The organism is Williamsia sp. Y853, from assembly GCF_056786495.1.
In genome coordinates this window covers 1,554,607-1,569,625 of the sequence record NZ_JBXCJC010000001.1, presented here as the reverse complement: position 1 = coordinate 1,569,625, position 15,019 = coordinate 1,554,607, and the positions used below count along the sequence as shown (strand labels likewise).

13 protein-coding genes and 1 pseudogene are annotated in these 15,019 nt (G+C 65.4%); 4 read left to right on the top strand and 10 right to left on the bottom strand.

The features are described 5' to 3' along the window. The first annotated feature begins 38 nt into the window (after positions 1-38). Positions 39-1,454, top strand: a complete 1,416-nt coding sequence (locus AC1TPF_RS07450) for a purine-cytosine permease family protein (RefSeq protein WP_482135754.1) — start codon at positions 39-41, stop codon at positions 1,452-1,454. Between the two features lie 81 nt (positions 1,455-1,535). Here AC1TPF_RS07450 and AC1TPF_RS07445 read toward each other — a convergent pair whose 3' ends face one another. Beyond that, positions 1,536-3,065 carry a PucR family transcriptional regulator gene (locus tag AC1TPF_RS07445; protein ID WP_482135755.1) on the bottom strand — a complete coding sequence of 510 codons (1,530 nt, stop codon included), beginning with the start codon at positions 3,063-3,065 and terminating at the stop codon, positions 1,536-1,538. A gap of 117 nt (positions 3,066-3,182) precedes the next feature. Between AC1TPF_RS07445 and AC1TPF_RS07440 the strand changes: the two genes are divergently transcribed. From AC1TPF_RS07440 to AC1TPF_RS07430, 3 genes and pseudogenes are all read left to right on the top strand, one after another. Next, the gene (locus AC1TPF_RS07440; protein WP_482135756.1) at positions 3,183-3,677 is read left to right on the top strand and encodes a nucleoside deaminase; all 495 of its coding nucleotides are present in this window, start codon (positions 3,183-3,185) and stop codon (positions 3,675-3,677) included. Then, positions 3,674-4,650 (top strand): annotated as a pseudogene (locus AC1TPF_RS07435) (isopenicillin N synthase family dioxygenase). The gene AC1TPF_RS07440 and the pseudogene AC1TPF_RS07435 overlap by 4 nt, the downstream one beginning before the upstream one ends. A 59-nt stretch (positions 4,651-4,709) precedes the next feature. Further along, positions 4,710-6,710 (top strand): acyl-CoA dehydrogenase family protein, encoded by a 2,001-nt coding sequence (locus AC1TPF_RS07430; RefSeq protein WP_482135758.1) that lies wholly within the window; start codon positions 4,710-4,712, stop codon positions 6,708-6,710. Positions 6,711-6,782: 72 nt separating this feature from the next. Here the strand turns inward: AC1TPF_RS07430 and AC1TPF_RS07425 are convergent, their stop codons facing one another. The 9 genes from AC1TPF_RS07425 to AC1TPF_RS07385 form a co-directional block, all read right to left on the bottom strand. Further along, on the bottom strand, positions 6,783-7,310 hold the full coding sequence (locus AC1TPF_RS07425) for a hypothetical protein (RefSeq protein ID WP_482135759.1): 528 nt from the start codon (positions 7,308-7,310) through the stop codon (positions 6,783-6,785). Beyond that, the gene (locus AC1TPF_RS07420) at positions 7,307-7,705 is read right to left on the bottom strand and encodes a hypothetical protein (RefSeq protein WP_482143295.1); all 399 of its coding nucleotides are present in this window, start codon (positions 7,703-7,705) and stop codon (positions 7,307-7,309) included. The genes AC1TPF_RS07425 and AC1TPF_RS07420 overlap by 4 nt, the downstream gene beginning before the upstream one ends. Continuing rightward, entirely contained in the window at positions 7,702-8,511 is an 810-nt protein-coding gene (locus tag AC1TPF_RS07415; RefSeq protein WP_482143294.1) for a hypothetical protein, read from the bottom strand. The genes AC1TPF_RS07420 and AC1TPF_RS07415 overlap by 4 nt, the downstream gene beginning before the upstream one ends. A 24-nt stretch (positions 8,512-8,535) precedes the next feature. Next, positions 8,536-8,985, bottom strand: a complete 450-nt coding sequence (locus tag AC1TPF_RS07410) for a hypothetical protein (protein WP_482135762.1) — start codon at positions 8,983-8,985, stop codon at positions 8,536-8,538. A 178-nt stretch (positions 8,986-9,163) separates the two neighbouring features. Then, positions 9,164-10,180 (bottom strand): porphobilinogen synthase, encoded by a 1,017-nt coding sequence (hemB, locus tag AC1TPF_RS07405; protein WP_482135763.1) that lies wholly within the window; start codon positions 10,178-10,180, stop codon positions 9,164-9,166. Positions 10,181-10,190: 10 nt separating this feature from the next. After that, the gene (locus tag AC1TPF_RS07400; RefSeq protein WP_482135764.1) at positions 10,191-11,882 is read right to left on the bottom strand and encodes a bifunctional uroporphyrinogen-III C-methyltransferase/uroporphyrinogen-III synthase; all 1,692 of its coding nucleotides are present in this window, start codon (positions 11,880-11,882) and stop codon (positions 10,191-10,193) included. Positions 11,883-11,927: 45 nt separating this feature from the next. Further along, positions 11,928-12,893: a hydroxymethylbilane synthase gene (gene hemC / locus AC1TPF_RS07395; protein ID WP_482143293.1), complete on the bottom strand. Its 966-nt coding sequence runs from the start codon at positions 12,891-12,893 to the stop codon at positions 11,928-11,930. Continuing rightward, a complete protein-coding gene (locus tag AC1TPF_RS07390) occupies positions 12,871-14,217 on the bottom strand; it encodes a glutamyl-tRNA reductase (RefSeq protein WP_482143291.1) in 1,347 nt (448 codons plus the stop codon). Before AC1TPF_RS07390 ends, hemC begins: the two co-directional genes overlap by 23 nt. Further along, positions 14,214-14,966, bottom strand: a complete 753-nt coding sequence (locus tag AC1TPF_RS07385; RefSeq protein WP_482143289.1) for a redox-sensing transcriptional repressor Rex — start codon at positions 14,964-14,966, stop codon at positions 14,214-14,216. The genes AC1TPF_RS07390 and AC1TPF_RS07385 overlap by 4 nt, the downstream gene beginning before the upstream one ends. Positions 14,967-15,019: the final 53 nt, after the last annotated feature.

Genomic DNA, 15,019 nt, shown 5'->3' with positions numbered 1-15,019 from the left:
CAGTTGCAGCTTGCCTCTGCGCGGGAGACTGTTGCGCAATGACATCCACGACGCCCCGCACCACTCCGGAACCGGAGACTGCATCGGGCACCTACGGCGACAAAGTTCTCGCAGTGGAGCCGGGCGGTAGCGAGTTCATCCCGCTCGAGGCGCGCCATGGGAAGCCCCGCGGCCTGTTCTGGACCTGGACCGCCCCCAACCTGGAATTCGCCACGATCTTCCTGGGTATTCTCGCGGTCCTCTACTTCGGCTTGACCTTCTGGCAGGCTATTGCCGCGATGGCACTGGGCAACCTGCTCGGCGCCGCTGCCCACTTCCTGTTGTCCGCGCGCGGCCCGCTCCACGGTGTGCCGCAGATGGTGCTCGGCCGCTTGGGTTTCGGATACCGAGGCAACATCGTCCCGGCATCCTTCATGGCGGTGATGTGTGGCATCGGCTGGTTTGCCACCAATAGCGTCAGCGGCGCACTGGCCCTCAACAGTCTCATCGGCGTGCCGTCGGCGATCGCGCTGCTCATCATCGTGCTCCTGCAGACGGGCTTTGCGTTCTTCGGACACAACCTGGTTCAGAGTTTCGAACGGGCCGCCGCACCGGTCCTTGCGGTCATCTTCGTGACCGCAGGCATCTTCATCTTCAGCGAAGCCGACCTTTCGATGCCGTCCTTGGACGAGAGCGGCGGTACCCTCGGCGGATTCCTGCTGACCGTCGGCGCAGCCTTCGGATACACCGCAGGCTGGACGCCCTACGCTGCCGACTTCACCCGCTACCTTCCGGCGAACGTCTCCAAGCTCCAGACCGGATTCTTCGCATCCAGCGGCCTGTTCATCTCGACCACCGTTTTGATGGCGATCGGCGCGGCATCGGTCACGATCGGCTTCGACGCCGACCTCAACTACACCGACGCGTTCACCTCGTCGATGCCTTCGGTCGTTGCCAACCTCACCTTGCTGGCGATCGCGGTCGGCGCCGTGGCGGCCAACGCGATCAACCTCTACTCCGGCGCGATGGCCTTTGTGACAATGGGATTCAAGTTCTCGGTCGGTATCCAACGCGCACTGGTCACAGCGGTCTTCGGTGTGGTCGGATTCCTGGTCGCCTGGTGGGCCCTTGCCGATGCCGCAGCGAACTATGAGACGTTCCTGCTGATCGTCGCCTACTGGATCGGACCGTGGTTGGGCATCGTTTTCGCCGACCAACTGCTGCGCCGAAACCGTCCCATCGCCGGATTCCTCTACGACTCCAAATACTCCAACTGGGGTGGACTCATCGCATTCCTGGTCGCCCTGGTGGTCTCGGTGCTGCTGTTCGGCAATCAGGAACGATGGGTTGGCTACGTGGCCGAAGCTGTGCCCGAACTCGGTGACATCGCCTTCTTCGTCGGATTCCTCATTGCTTTCTTCGGCTACATCCTGTTGTGCAGCAAGAAGATCAACAAGGACTACCAGGCAGTCTGATCAACCCCCGCCCGTTGATCTGACAGTCAATGACCCGAGCCGCGCTGATCACCCCTCGAACTGCTCCACAAGTGGTTCTGATCAGTCGGCTCTGCGACGGCCCTGTGCGCGATGAGCGCACAGGGCCATCAGCAATCCCGGATAGGTTTGCGGCGCAGTGAAATCGAATCCGATCAGTCCGCGGATTCGTTCGAGCCGCTGATACAGACTCTGCCGCCCCAGATTCAGCGCCGCCGCCGACCGGGTGGCGCTGCACCCGTTCCGCAGATGGACTTCGAGGGTGTGGATCAACTCCGAGCCGTGGTCGTTGTCCCAGGCGATCACCGGGCCGAGCGCTGCGGCAGCCAACTCCGAGCGCACGCTATCCGGCAAGGTCTCCACCGCCAGGTCCGCGGCCAGCGCCCGGACCGACGTCACCGCATCCGCATGCAAACCCGACCGTCGATCGGCAACCGCGAGCGACAACGCATGGCGCACCCGCACCAGCGCCGACGAGAGTTCGTGCGCATCAAGGCGGCAGGGATCGCCCACCACCACTGTCGCCGCGCCGGAACCTCCCGCATACGCACCGACGATCTCGGTGACGGCGTCGCGGTCGAGTTGCGACGGGGCGATCAGGGCGTACGCGGTTGCATGTACCTGTGCGTGCATCGATTGCGCCGAGATCCGTTTGGCGGCAGAGGCACTGAGTTGCGAGGCCATCCTCGGTGTCGGTACATCAACCGCAACGGGAACGATCCGGGCGGAGGCGGACGGCCGAAAACCCGCGGCCCCCAACCGCATCATCAGGTCGGACCGGCGATCGATGCGGGTTTCGAGCAGATCCGAGACCAACGACGACGCGGCCCGATGCGGAAGGCCACCGAGCTCCCGCGACAACGAGAGCGTCACCCCGAGGGGCCCCGCCCCGACCTCGAGCATGCTGACCAACCCGGCCCGATCCAGCGGAGATCCCGGGCCCGCGACCAGCGTTGCGAGAACCTCCCCTCGCATCCCCACCGGGACCGCGGCCACCTGCGCATCCACCACCTGCCATGCCGAATGATCGTCGTCGACACCCTCGGCGGCCATCAGCGCGTTGCCACTGCCGAGTAGCACAAGGGGGCAACCAGATGCGGCCGCAATACGTTTCAGCATCGCCGGCGCACCGTTGCCCGCCGCCATCTCGGTGTGTAACGCGGTACCCAGCTCACTTCGCCGCCGCAACAGGGCAACCTCGCCCGACACCAGATCGGTGTTGGCCGACCGGCACAGGTCGATGAACGGGATCACCGTGCGCAGGGCGATCAACGGAAAGTGCACGGTCGAGGCCTCGCGCACCATCTCGTCGGGCACCTGATCAAAGGTCCGGCCCATCTCGATCGCCACGCCGGCAACCTTGCGTTGCGCGAGTTCCCGGATGTAGTGCCGCCGCGTGCCTGCATCGACCCCGGCCAGTCCGAGTCCCGTTGTCAGCAGCAGTTCTCCGCCCGACAGCAGCGGCCCGATCTCGAAGATCTCACTCGAGTGCACCCACCGAACCTCGTTGTCGAGCCCGTCATACCCGCTCAGGACCTGCGGATCGGCAGCCGCGAGATGCCGGTCGAGCACGTCACGCAATGTCAGGACCATGGTGTCCCTTTCTCACCGATCGACTTCAAGGACCGGACGAAATGCACGTCGTCCAGCATTGCTACCGGGACACTATGTCAGTTGCCGCGGCGACGCATCACGGGCACCGTTGCTGGCATGACGACATCCCTCGATGTTTCCCCGACCACCTTGCTCGAGATTGCATACGCCGAAGCCCAACAGGGTCTCGCCGAAGGCGGGATCCCCATCGGGGCGGCACTGTTCGCCGCCGACGGGACGCTCCTCGGCCGCGGCCACAACCGGCGGGTACAAAACGACGATCCCTGCGTCCACGGCGAAACCGACGCGTTCCGCAATGCCGGCAGGCAGACCGATTATCGGTCCACGATCATGGTCACCACGCTGTCCCCGTGCTGGTACTGCTGCGGCCTGATCCGTCAGTTCAACATCGGGACCGTGATCATCGGCGAGAACACCACATTCCGCGGCGGAGAGGACTGGCTCATCGAGAACGGTGTCTCGGTGACCGTGCTCGACGATCCCCACTGCGTGTCGATGATGTCCGAGTTCATCGACCTCAACCCGCTCCTGTGGAATGAGGACATCGGCGTTGCCGGTGATACGGAGCCGTCGAAGGAGAGCACGTCGTGAGTAGTCCCATTCTGACTGTTGACATCTCGCAGTGGCGCACCGGAGGCGAAGCGGCCGACGCGCTGTGCGCGGCCGTGGACAAGAGCCTGCAGCAGGCCGGGTTCCTCCTGGTCACCGGGCACGGCATCGACCCGGAACTCCCCGCCGCCCTGCGGTCGGCGGCACGCGAGTTCTTCGCGCTGCCAACCGAAGTGAAGGAAAGGTACGCCGTCGCGGTCGGTGGCCGCGGCTGGATCGGCCCGGGCATGGAGGCCAACGGATACGCCGAAGGCACCGAGACCCCACCTGATCTGAAGGAAACCTACAACTGTGGCGCGCAGACGCCGGTGGGCGATCCGGAGGTCGACGCCCTGTGGTTCCCGCCGGACCTCTGGCCGCAGGAGGTCCCCCATCTGCACGAGTTGTTCGTCGACTACTGCAAGCAGATGAAGTCCCTCTCTGACGACTTGCTGGATCTGATGGCCGCATCGCTTGGCCTGACCGGTGAGGCCAATCCCTTTCTCGGCCTGACGAATCTCGCCACCTGGACCTCGAACATCAACCACTACCCGCGATCACCGAGACCGGGCCGGTCGAAGACGGTCAGTACCGGATCGGACCACACACCGACTTCGGCACGGTGACCGTGCTCGACCGTGAGCCGGGCGCCGGCGGACTGCAGGTCTACAGCACCGAAGGCGGATGGGCCGACGCTCCATACGATCCATCCGCGCTGACGATCAACATCGGCGATCTCCTCGAATACTGGACCGGGGGTCGGTGGCCGGCCGGCCGTCACCGCGTCCTGCCACCGCAGGCAGATGCCCCGGAGGAGGACCTCGTCTCGCTGATCTATTTCTACGAGGCCAATCACGACGCCGTGGTGACACCCTTGGAACCACCGATCGGCACGGAGTCCGGGCGACCACCGGTTACCGCGGGCGATTTCATCCTCGAACGCCTCGACGCCATCACGGTTGTCCCCGCCACGTGATGGGTGATTGAGCGGTGATGCGGGGTTGAGCGTCGCGTCCGCTGGGTAGGCTCGAATTCATGACTGCCATCGAAGCCAGCTCTGACGACGTCCCGGCCGATCTTCCGGGTACCGAAACCCCCGACGCAGACGACGCGTTGCTCGTCGACAATCTCCGGATCGCACTCGATGGCCGGTGGCGAAGTACGCGGGAACACGTTCGAGAACAACTGAACCGTGCCGACCTGCTCCCCGATCCTTCTCGGTCGCTGGAGCAGGCCCGCGCGCGGATGCTCGATGTCATGGGCGAACTGACCCAATTCGGCTTCGCCCGTGCCGGATTCCAGGAAGAGCACGGCGGTAGCGGCGACATCGGTGCATCGATCACCGCCATCGAGCTGCTCGGCTACGCCGACCTGTCACTCATGGTGAAGGCAGGCGTCCAGTGGGGTTTGTTCGGCGGTGCTATCGAGAACCTCGGCACCGAGCGCCATCACCAGAAGTACGTCGAGGGCCTGATCAACCTCGACGTGCTCGGCTGCTTTGCCATGACCGAAACCGGCCACGGCTCCAACGTGCAGGCGCTGCAGACCACGGCTACTTACGATCCGGCCACCGACGAGTTCATCGTCCATTCGCCGACCCATCTCGCGCGCAAGGACTACATCGGCGGCGCCGCGCAGCACGCCAGGGTCGCGGCGGTGTTCGCGCAGCTGATCACCGGCGGCCCCGGCGAAGAACCGACCGGACGCGGTGTGCACTGTCTGGTCGTCCCGATCCGTGACGCCGACGGCAACGATCTGCCCGGCGTCACCACGAGCGACTGCGGCTACAAAGGTGGACTCGCCGGAGTGGACAACGGGCGCATCACCTTCGACCAAGTCCGCGTCCCACGCGACAACCTCCTCAACCGCTACGCCGATGTCACGGCGGACGGCACCTACACGTCCCCGATCGAGAATCAGAACCGCCGCTTCTTCACGATGCTCGGCACTCTCATCCGCGGACGGGTCAGTGTCGCCGCCACCGCGGGCGCGGCCAGCCGCAAAGCACTGACCATCGCCACCCGATACGGCTTGGCGCGCAAGCAGTTCGAGTCCCCCGACTCCACCGACGAGATCACCGTCATGGACTATTTGGGTCATCAGCGCAAGCTGCTACCGCTGATCGCGAAGTCGTACGCGCTCGCCTTCGCCCAGAACGAGATCATCGAAGAACTCCACGAAGTCCAGTCAGCGGAGAGCGCCGACGAGGACCGGCAACGCGAATTGGAAACCGCCGCAGCCGGTTTGAAGGCGATGACCACGTGGCATGCCTCCAACACCATCAACGTCTGCCGAGAGGCCTGTGGCGGCGCGGGATACCTCGACGAGAACCAGCTGTCGATCCTGCGTGGTGACATCGACGTGTTCACCACGTTCGAGGGTGACAACACGGTCCTGACCCAGCTGGTGGCCAAGGAATTGCTCTCGGCCTACGCCGACGACGTGCGCGGCCTGAACGCGGTGGGCTGGGCCCGGTTCATCGCCGGGATGGCCCGCGACGTCTTCCTCGAGAAGTCCGCAGCCCGCCAGGTGGTGCAGACCCTCATGGACGGCAGCGACGAAGATCCCGAGCAGTCCGACCTGACCAACCGCGGGACGCAGATCCGGCTGCTGCGCAACCGTGAGGATCATCTGCTGCGGACCTGCGCCAACCGGTTGCGCCGAGCCACCGACGACGACAACGACCCCTTCGAGGTGTTCAACAGCGCCCAGGACCACCTGCTCAAGGTCGGCACCGCACACACCGAACGGGTGGTGCTCGAAGCATTCATCGAGGCGATCGACCGGTGCGACAGCAAAGCCGGCACCGAACTGCTCGGCAAGGTCTGCGACCTGTTCGTCTATTCGACGCTGGAAGCCGACCTCGACTGGTTCCTGATGCACCGGCACGTGTCCGTCGAACGCGCCAAGGCCATCCGGCGGGGCGTCAACGAACTGTGCCTGAGCCTGCGGCCCCACGCCCGCACCCTGGTGGACGGGTTCGCAATACCCGAGGAACTCCTACGGACCGTCATGATCGACGATCAGACCGCCTGACCGGCGGCAATATCGGCACGCCGGGCGGTCGGTTCGGCACGCTCGACGGCGGGGCGCGGTGGTCGCGCCCCGTCAATCGGGTGTGTCGCCGCCGCGGTTTTTCGGGCCCAGACCCATCTGCACGGCCTGATGTGCCTGCACCAGCTCGGATCGGAAACGGTCTACGTCCCGGGCCCAGGCCTGAGCCAGGCGGCCGCTGTTGAGTTTCACGCCCACACCACCTCGGCGCCGAGGCACCGCTGACAGCTCACCGAGCGCGGGTGCGCTCTCCCACTTCGCGTGCTCGTGGCCGTGATTCTCGGGGAAGACCTCTTCGATCTCGTCGAGGCGGATGGTCTGCGCACCCTGACGCAACGATGCCTCGGTGAGCCGGACACTGACATGGGCGCGGGCGGCATAGACCTGCAGCAGAGAGAACCCGCCGATGAGCACCGCGAAGGCCAGCAACGCCGGCCAATGCAGCTGACCGCCGCCGAAGATTTCCATGATGAACACGGTCAGACAAAGCACTGGGCCGATGGCCACGACCCACCAGGCACCGCCGGGCTCATAGAAGAGCGTCTCGCCCTCCACTGGATCCAACTCGCGATTGCCGCTCATTTTTCTTCTTCGAACCAGGGATCCGACGAGGGGCGAAACGCCATCATCGACCCGATGAGCGCGATGACGCTGAACAGCAGGGGCAGCGCGGCAGCACCCTTGATCAAGAACGAGGCCATGATCCCGAGGGCAACCAGCATCAGGGTGAACACGGCCAGTGCCGAACGCCACTGCTGATCGCCGGGGAATGCCTTACGCGCCGCGATGATCAACGCGGCACCGATGGCCGTGAAGAAGACCCCGAGTGCCACGAACCCGCCGATACCCTCGATCAGACTTGCGACGATGATCCCGATTCCATACAGACCCATCAGCACGCCACTGATCGTCCACAGCCAGTAGGCGCGGGTGACCAGGGTCGGCGGTGCGGCCGGTTCGACAGGCTTGCTGCTCACGTTCGGTCTCCTGGGTCAGGTCTGTTGTCTTCTGGACTGTAGTGATCGGGACCGGCTGGCGGTTGATATCCCGCGGGTGGATATCCGGATTCGCCACCGTAGCGGGGCTGCTCACCATTCGGCGGCTGCTGTCCGTACTGCTGGGGTTGTCCGTATTGCTGGGGTTGCCCGTACTGCTGGGGTTGCCCGCCGTACGGCTGTCCGTAGTAGGGCTGCTGCGGATACGGGGTGTTGTAGGAGGTGTTGTAGTACGACGGTGGTCGCTGCTTCTTCTCTTTGCGCCACCGCGTCATGTCCTTGCAGTAGGTGTCCGAATCGCGATGCATCAGCAGCACACCCGCACCGAGGGCGGCCACACCGCCGATCACATTCGGGATCATCACCCAGGTGTCGGATCCGTCGGCGAAGAACGCCGACACCGTTTGTACGACGAGGAAGAAACTGAAGAACCCCAGACCCAGGCGCGCCCAGTTGTGGCCGATCCGGGCAAGCCAGGTCAACCCGGCAAAAGCCGCCGCCAAAACCAGACCGGTGACAGCGATGACCGCCCAGATCATCCCGTCGGGCAGTTGTGCGTCCGGATTGTCCTTGGCGATGTCGTCGGCGGTATCGAAGAACTGCCGATATTGCGACCCGAAGATGACGCACTGGGCCACGATCACGAGGATCCACAGCTCGGTGGCGATCGCCGTGGCATTCGGGATGGCCGGCTTGGTGGATGTGGGCTCCGACCCGGCGCCAGGACTCTGGCCGGCCGGGGGCCCATTGTGTGGGTTCTGGCCATGGGGCGTGGGGGGCACGGACATGCGTCCCAGCCTAGTTGGCGCCGCTCAGGCAGGCCTTCCCGAGTCACCGACGATGCTGGTGATCTGGCGTCGCCCGTCGGCCATCCAGAACCGATAGGCATCGAGGTCCACACCGAGGATCGCGGTACTGACGTCCACCGGCACCCCCTCGCCTGCCAGCAACCGCACCAGCGGAAACCAACCCGCTTCGTCGAGAGGCGGTTCGGGAAAGAGTTCGGCTGCCCGTTTTCGGACCGGACCGTCAAAAGCCCGCCGCAGTTGATCGCTCGGCGCAGCTTCCTGACGATTCCGTTTCGGCGCCGGACGCGAGCCGCCGACCAGTGGGAGCACCTGCCCCGAGGCGTTGAGGGTGTGGCCCGAGGGGTACTGAACCACGGTGTCCTTGTCCAGCCACTGCCGAAAATCCATGGGATCGAAGTCGAGGACGGCGGCAGATGCCTCGACCGGGATGCCCTCACCCCGAAGCTGACTCACGAAGTGGTACAGGTCATCTCGGCTGCACAAAGGGCCGGCGGTCTCTCGCCTGCGTTCGATGGATCTGGCAAAAGCCACTTCAAGACGACTCGGTTGGTCCGACACAGCTGATCCCCCAGAACCCCGGTCACGCCATCAGGCCCCACCCCGATGAACAATCACTTGTTGCTTGCGATTGTCAATGTAGCGCAGATGCAACCTCATGTGCCCAATAAGTGAGGACGATGTCAGCTCCGGCTCTCCGGATGGCGAGAAGGGACTCGGCGATGGCCGCATCCCGATCAATCCATCCCCGCTCGGCGGCAGCCGTGATCATCGAGTATTCACCGGAGATCTGGTAGGCGGCCACCGGAACATCGGATTCGTCGGCGATCCGGCGGAGCACGTCGAGGTACAGCATCGCCGGCTTCACCATCACGATGTCGGCACCTTCCGACAGATCCAGGTGCAGTTCGCGGGTGGCTTCTCGCAGGTTGGCCGGATTCTGCTGGTACGACTTGCGGTCACCCTCCAGCGACGAGCCGACCGCCTCGCGGAACGGGCCGTAGAACGCCGACGAGTACTTCGCGGTGTACGCCAGGATCCCGGTGTCGATGAAACCGGCGTCATCGAGTGCGGTGCGGATCGCGGCCACCTGGCCGTCCATCATTCCGCTGGGACCGACCATGTGCGCTCCGGACCGCGCCTGCACGACGGCCATCTCCGTGTAGCGCGCGAGCGTGGCGTCGTTGTCGACCGCGCCGTCCGGACGCACGACACCGCAATGGCCGTGATCGGTGAACTCGTCGAGACAGGTGTCGGCCATGATCACGGTCGAATCACCGAGATCGCTCCGCAGCTGCCGTAGCGCGACGTTGAGGATGCCGTTGGGGTCGGTGCCTGCGGTACCGACAGCGTCCTTGTCCTCCGGCGTCGGGACACCGAACAACATCAGACCGCCAACACCCGCCGTGACAGCCGCCTCGGCGGCCCGCCGCAGCGACTCGACGGTGTGCTGGGCAACCCCGGGCATCGAACTGATCGGACGGGGTTCATCGAGCCCGTCGGCCACGAACATCGGCAACACCAGATGGCGTGCCTCGAGCGATGTCTCGGCAACAAGCCGGCGCATGGCCGGAGTATTGCGTAGCCGACGGGGTCGATCGGTAGGGGCAGGTCGATCGGTAGGGACAGGTCGATCGAAATGTGCGGTCATGAAATCAAGCCTACGAGCGCGAGCGACGAGCCTTCTTACGCGGAGGGGGCAGTGCACCCTCGGCCCGCAGGCGGGCAGCATGCTCGGCGAGCGCGTCGACGAGCTCCGGCACCGATGCGTTCTCCGGCCGCACGTCCACGCGCAGCCCGAACTCGGTCGCGGTTTCGGCGGTCTTCGGACCGATGCAGGCGACGATTGTGCGCGCATGCGGCTTCCCGGCGATACCGACGAGGTTGCGGACCGTAGAAGACGAGGTGAAGCAGACCGCGTCGAAACCACCGGTCTTGATCATCTCGCGGGTCTCGGCCGGCGGCGGCGCTGCCCGAACGGTGCGGTACGCGGTCACATCGTCGATCTCCCACCCGCGGCCACGCAGGCCCTCGGACAGGGTTTCGGTGGCGATGTCGGCGCGCGGCAACAGGATCCGGTTCACCGGATCGAAGACGTCGTCGTACGGCGGGAAGTCCTCGAGCAACCCCAGCGACGACTGCTCGCCGGTGGGCAGCAGTTCCGGGTTGATACCGAAGCTACGCACCTTCTCGGCGGTGGCCTCGCCCACGCAGGCGATCTTCACGCCACTGAAAGCTCTTGCATCCAGACCGAATTCGGCGAACTTGTCCCAGACCGCGCGAACCGCGTTGGTGGAAGTGAAGACCACCCACTGGTAGCGGCCGTCGACCAGACCCTTGACCGCACGCTCCATCTGAGCCGGGCTCCGGGGTGGTTCGACCGCGATCGTCGGGACCTCCATCGGGATGGCGCCGTGTGTCACGAGCCGATCCGACATGTCGCCTGCCTGATCCTTGGTGCGCGGCACGAGCACGGTCCAGCCGTATAGCGAGCGCGACTCCCACCAGTTCAGCTTGGCGCGCGCGGCGACGACCTTGCCGATGGTGACGATCAGCGGCCCGGTCAGGGCGCTGCCACTCTCGTTCAGGGTCGCCAGCGTGGCCTCGATGGTGCGCTGCTGGCAGGTGGTGCCGTTGACGGTGATCGCGGCAGGCGTCTGGGGGGCCAGACCGTTCTCGGTCAGCGCACTGGCGGTCTCGGCGAGATGACCCGACGTCGCGTGCAGCACGAGCGGTCCGGGAGCGGCGGCCAGAGCCGCCCAGTCGACCTCTCCGCGGACATCGGCCACAGCATGAGCCGAACCCAGCGGCATACCCGCGTAGCTCGGTACAGCGGCCGTGGCGGGCAATCCCGGGATGACCTCGAACTGCACCTGCGTGCGGGCCACGGCATTGACCTCGGCCAGGACCGAATCGGTGGTCAGCGGGTCACCGGCGACCAGGCGGACCACATCGTGGCCCTCCCGCGCGGTGGCTACCAACGTCTTGGCGACCTCATTGGGGTCACCAAGGGCCGGCCGCACGTTGCTGACCTGGTTGTTGTCGTCGTCAGCCGGGTCGACATCAGGCTGTTGCACACCCTGCTGATCTACACCCTCGGCCGCGGCGCTAATGTCTTGCTTGCTCGGTTTCGTGGCACCCGAACGCGACGATCCCGTCTTCGACGAAGTCGGCTCACCGGATCCGGCACCGATCTGCGCGACGACCGCGGACGGCACGTCGGGGTCGATGAACACCGTGACGGCGTTCTCGATCGCAGTGCGGGCACGGACGGTCAGCAACCCGGGATCGCCGGGTCCTGCCCCGACGAAGAGGATTCGTCCAGGCGTGATGACCTTTTTGGTTCGGCTCATGTTGCTCTCCTGCCCCGTTCGGGGCTGTAGCTCGGCCCGCCGGTCCTAGAGGAGCGTTTTCGCTCCCAGTTCCAGCAGTTCTGCGGCAAGTTCTCGGCCTAGTTCGGTCGCTCTCGAGACCGGGCCCACCACCGAGGCCCGGACGGAATCGGATCCGTCCTCGGCCACCACCGTCGCGCGGAGCGACAGTTCGGTGAAGATGCGCCCGCTTTCGTCGATCGACTCGACCACTTCGGCCATCGCACCGACCGGCGCGGTGCACCCGGCCTCGAGGGCCGCGAGTACCGCACGCTCGGCGTCAATCGCCGCACGGGTGGACGGATCATCCAACTCGGCGAGAATGCTCACCAGTTGGGCATCGTCTTCACGGCACTCCACGGCCAAAGCTCCCTGTGCAGGCGCCGGTAGCACCTGGACCGGATCCAACGCTTCGGTGACCTCATCAGCCCGTCCGATACGTACCAGTCCGGCCCTGGCCACCACCACCGCGTCGAGTTCACCGCTGGCGACTTTGCCCAACCGAGAATCTAGATTGCCTCGAAGGGGGCGGATTTCCAAACCGAGACCCAATGCCCTAAGCTGCGCGGCCCGTCGCGGGGCCGAGGTGCCAACGGTGGCACCGGGCAGCAGCTCTCCGAGCACCTTGCCACCGGCTGCGACCAGCGCATCTCGGGGATCTTCACGTGTCGGGGTCGCCGCGATGACCAGGCCCGGCTCGTGCGCGGTCGGGAGATCTTTGTAGGAGTGGATCGCGACGTCGACTTCACCCGCGGTCAACGATTGGCGGATCGCGGTGGTGAACACCCCGACCCCGATTTCCTGTACCGGCGCGGCCGACAGGTCGCCTGCGGTTTTGATGATGACCAACTCGGCCGGATGCCCGGCAGCGATCAGGGCATCACGAACCGTGCCCGCCTGAGTGGTGGCCAGCAAGGAACCCCGGGTGCCGATCCGGATCGGATTGCGGCGTGACGAAGAACTCAATTTCTCAGTGACCCTTTCGGGGTGCATCGGTCTCCGTGAGACCGACTTCGGGAGTTGAAACCGATTCTGCTGCACCAGGTTTGAGCTCGAACAGCTCACGCAGCGCCTCGGCGTATTGATCACCCTGCGGAGTACTCGCAAGTTGTTTGACACGCACCGTCGGTGCGTGCAGGAGTTTGTCGACAACCCGGCGGACAGTCTTTGCGACCTCGTCACGCTGGGGGTCGTCGAGGCCCGGCAACCGGCTTTCCAGCCGCAGGATCTCACCTTCGACAACGTCGGCCGCACGCTGCCGCAGCGCCGTCACGGTGGGCGTCACGTCGGCCTGACGCTGGTGGGTCATGTAGTCGGCGAGTTCCGCCAGGACGATCTCGCGGGCCGCTGATTCATCGGCGTCGGCAGCCTTGGTGGCCTCGTCGCCGCGCAGGCCCTCGATGTCGATGATCTGCACGTTCGGTAGCCGCGCGGCCGCCGGATCGACATTGCGAGGGAGACCAAGATCACAGATCACGAGCGGGCCCTTGGCGGTCCGCCGGGCCAGCGCGGAGTGCACCTGGCCGACTCCCACCACGGCGCCGATCGTGCCCGTACAGGTCACCAGGACGTCGGCATCGGCCAGCGCGTCGGTCAGTTCGTCCATCGGGACCGCCCGCGCATTGATGCCGTGATTCTTGGCCACATTGCCTGCCAAATGCTGAGCCTTCTCGTGGGTCCGGTTGACCAGCGCGAGATCGGAAACCCCACCGCGGGCCAGGTGCGCGGCGGCCAGACCGCCCATCGCACCGGCGCCGAGCACCACGGCCGAGGAGATGTCACGGCCCAGAACCGCACGGGCCCGATCCAGGGACACCGACACCACAGAGGCGCCTGCCCGGTCGAGTCCGGTCTCGCTGTGGACCCGCTTGCCCACCCGCAGCGCCTGCTGGGCGAACTCGTGGAGCACCCGGCCCGCGGATCGGTTCGCGTCGGCACTGGCGTAGGACGATCGGATCTGACCGAGGATCTGCTGTTCGCCGACCACCATCGAGTCGAGGCCTGCCGCCACCGAGAACAGATGCTCGACAACCGCCTCGGAGTAGCGGACGTAGGCGTACCGGGTCATCTCGTTCACCGACATGCCCGAATGCCGGCCCAACACCTCACCCACGGCCTCGAGAGCCGGGTGGAAGGCATCGACAACGGCGTAGATCTCGACCCGGTTGCAGGTCGAGACGATCATGGCCTCGCTGATCTGCGAGCTCTCGAGGAGTTCGTCGATTAGCTTCGGCCGGTCGTATTCGGTGACCGCCAGTTGTTCCAGGATCGACACCGGAGCACTGCGATGCGATACGCCGAACAGAAAGATACTCACACGCCCACCGACCTCTTGTTCGATCGCGCCCGGGGAGTCTCCGACCGGTCGCGCGGCAACGAATTAGGTTGCTCCGCTTCGTTTTCCGCACTATGTCTGCGTGCCGCATTGAAGGCCATCACCTGTAGTTCGAGCGCAAGGTCGACCGGTCGCACGAATACGTGCCCGGGAACCTGCAGGGTGACGGCGGTGAAGTTCAGGATCTGTTGCACCCCGGCCGCCACAAAGGCGTCACAGGTGACCTGCGCGTCGTCGTCCGCGGTGGCGAGCACCGCGATCTCCACGCCGTGTTCGACACAGATCGCAGCGACCTCGCCCAGGTCGCCGACCAGCATCTCGCTGTCATTGCCCGCGACGATGGTTCCGACGAGATCGGGATCGGCATCGACCAGAGCGACGATCTTGATGCCCCTGCGGTCGAATCCGGCCCGGCTGACCAGGGCCCTGCCGAGGTGTCCGGCGCCGGCGAGTACGACGTTGTGGTTGTGTTCGACACCGAGGGTCAGCGCGATACGCGCGATCAGGCGGCTGACGTCGTAACCCACACCGCGCACGCCGCCGGAGCCCACATGCGACAGGTCCTTACGGAGGATCGCGGGGTTCACGCCTGCCGCGGTGGCGAGCTGGTTCGACGAGACGACCAGGGCGCCGGTCTCGCTGATCGAACGCAATACGTGCAGGTACGTGGCAAGCCGGGCCACCGAGGCACCCGGGATGTCCGGCTGCCCCAACGTGGGACTTTTCGCCATTCCGACCGTCTTCCTCATCTGAGCTGCATCGTCCGGGGTATCACGAACCCCCG

Bases quoted from the DNA above. Each gene is read 5' to 3' on its own strand.
- AC1TPF_RS07415 (WP_482143294.1), bottom strand. From the start codon at position 8,511: ATGTCCGTGCCCCCCACGCCCCATGGCCAGAACCCACACAATGGGCCC.
- hemB (WP_482135763.1), bottom strand. From the start codon at position 10,180: ATGACCGCACATTTCGATCGACCTGTCCCTACCGATCGACCTGCCCCT.
- hemC (WP_482143293.1), bottom strand. From the start codon at position 12,893: ATGCACCCCGAAAGGGTCACTGAGAAATTGAGTTCTTCGTCACGCCGC.
- AC1TPF_RS07445 (WP_482135755.1), bottom strand. From the start codon at position 3,065: ATGGTCCTGACATTGCGTGACGTGCTCGACCGGCATCTCGCGGCTGCC.
- AC1TPF_RS07400 (WP_482135764.1), bottom strand. From the start codon at position 11,882: ATGAGCCGAACCAAAAAGGTCATCACGCCTGGACGAATCCTCTTCGTC.
- AC1TPF_RS07430 (WP_482135758.1), top strand. From the start codon at position 4,710: ATGACTGCCATCGAAGCCAGCTCTGACGACGTCCCGGCCGATCTTCCG.
- AC1TPF_RS07425 (WP_482135759.1), bottom strand. From the start codon at position 7,310: ATGAGCGGCAATCGCGAGTTGGATCCAGTGGAGGGCGAGACGCTCTTC.
- AC1TPF_RS07440 (WP_482135756.1), top strand. From the start codon at position 3,183: ATGACGACATCCCTCGATGTTTCCCCGACCACCTTGCTCGAGATTGCA.
- AC1TPF_RS07450 (WP_482135754.1), top strand. From the start codon at position 39: ATGACATCCACGACGCCCCGCACCACTCCGGAACCGGAGACTGCATCG.
- AC1TPF_RS07385 (WP_482143289.1), bottom strand. From the start codon at position 14,966: ATGGCGAAAAGTCCCACGTTGGGGCAGCCGGACATCCCGGGTGCCTCG.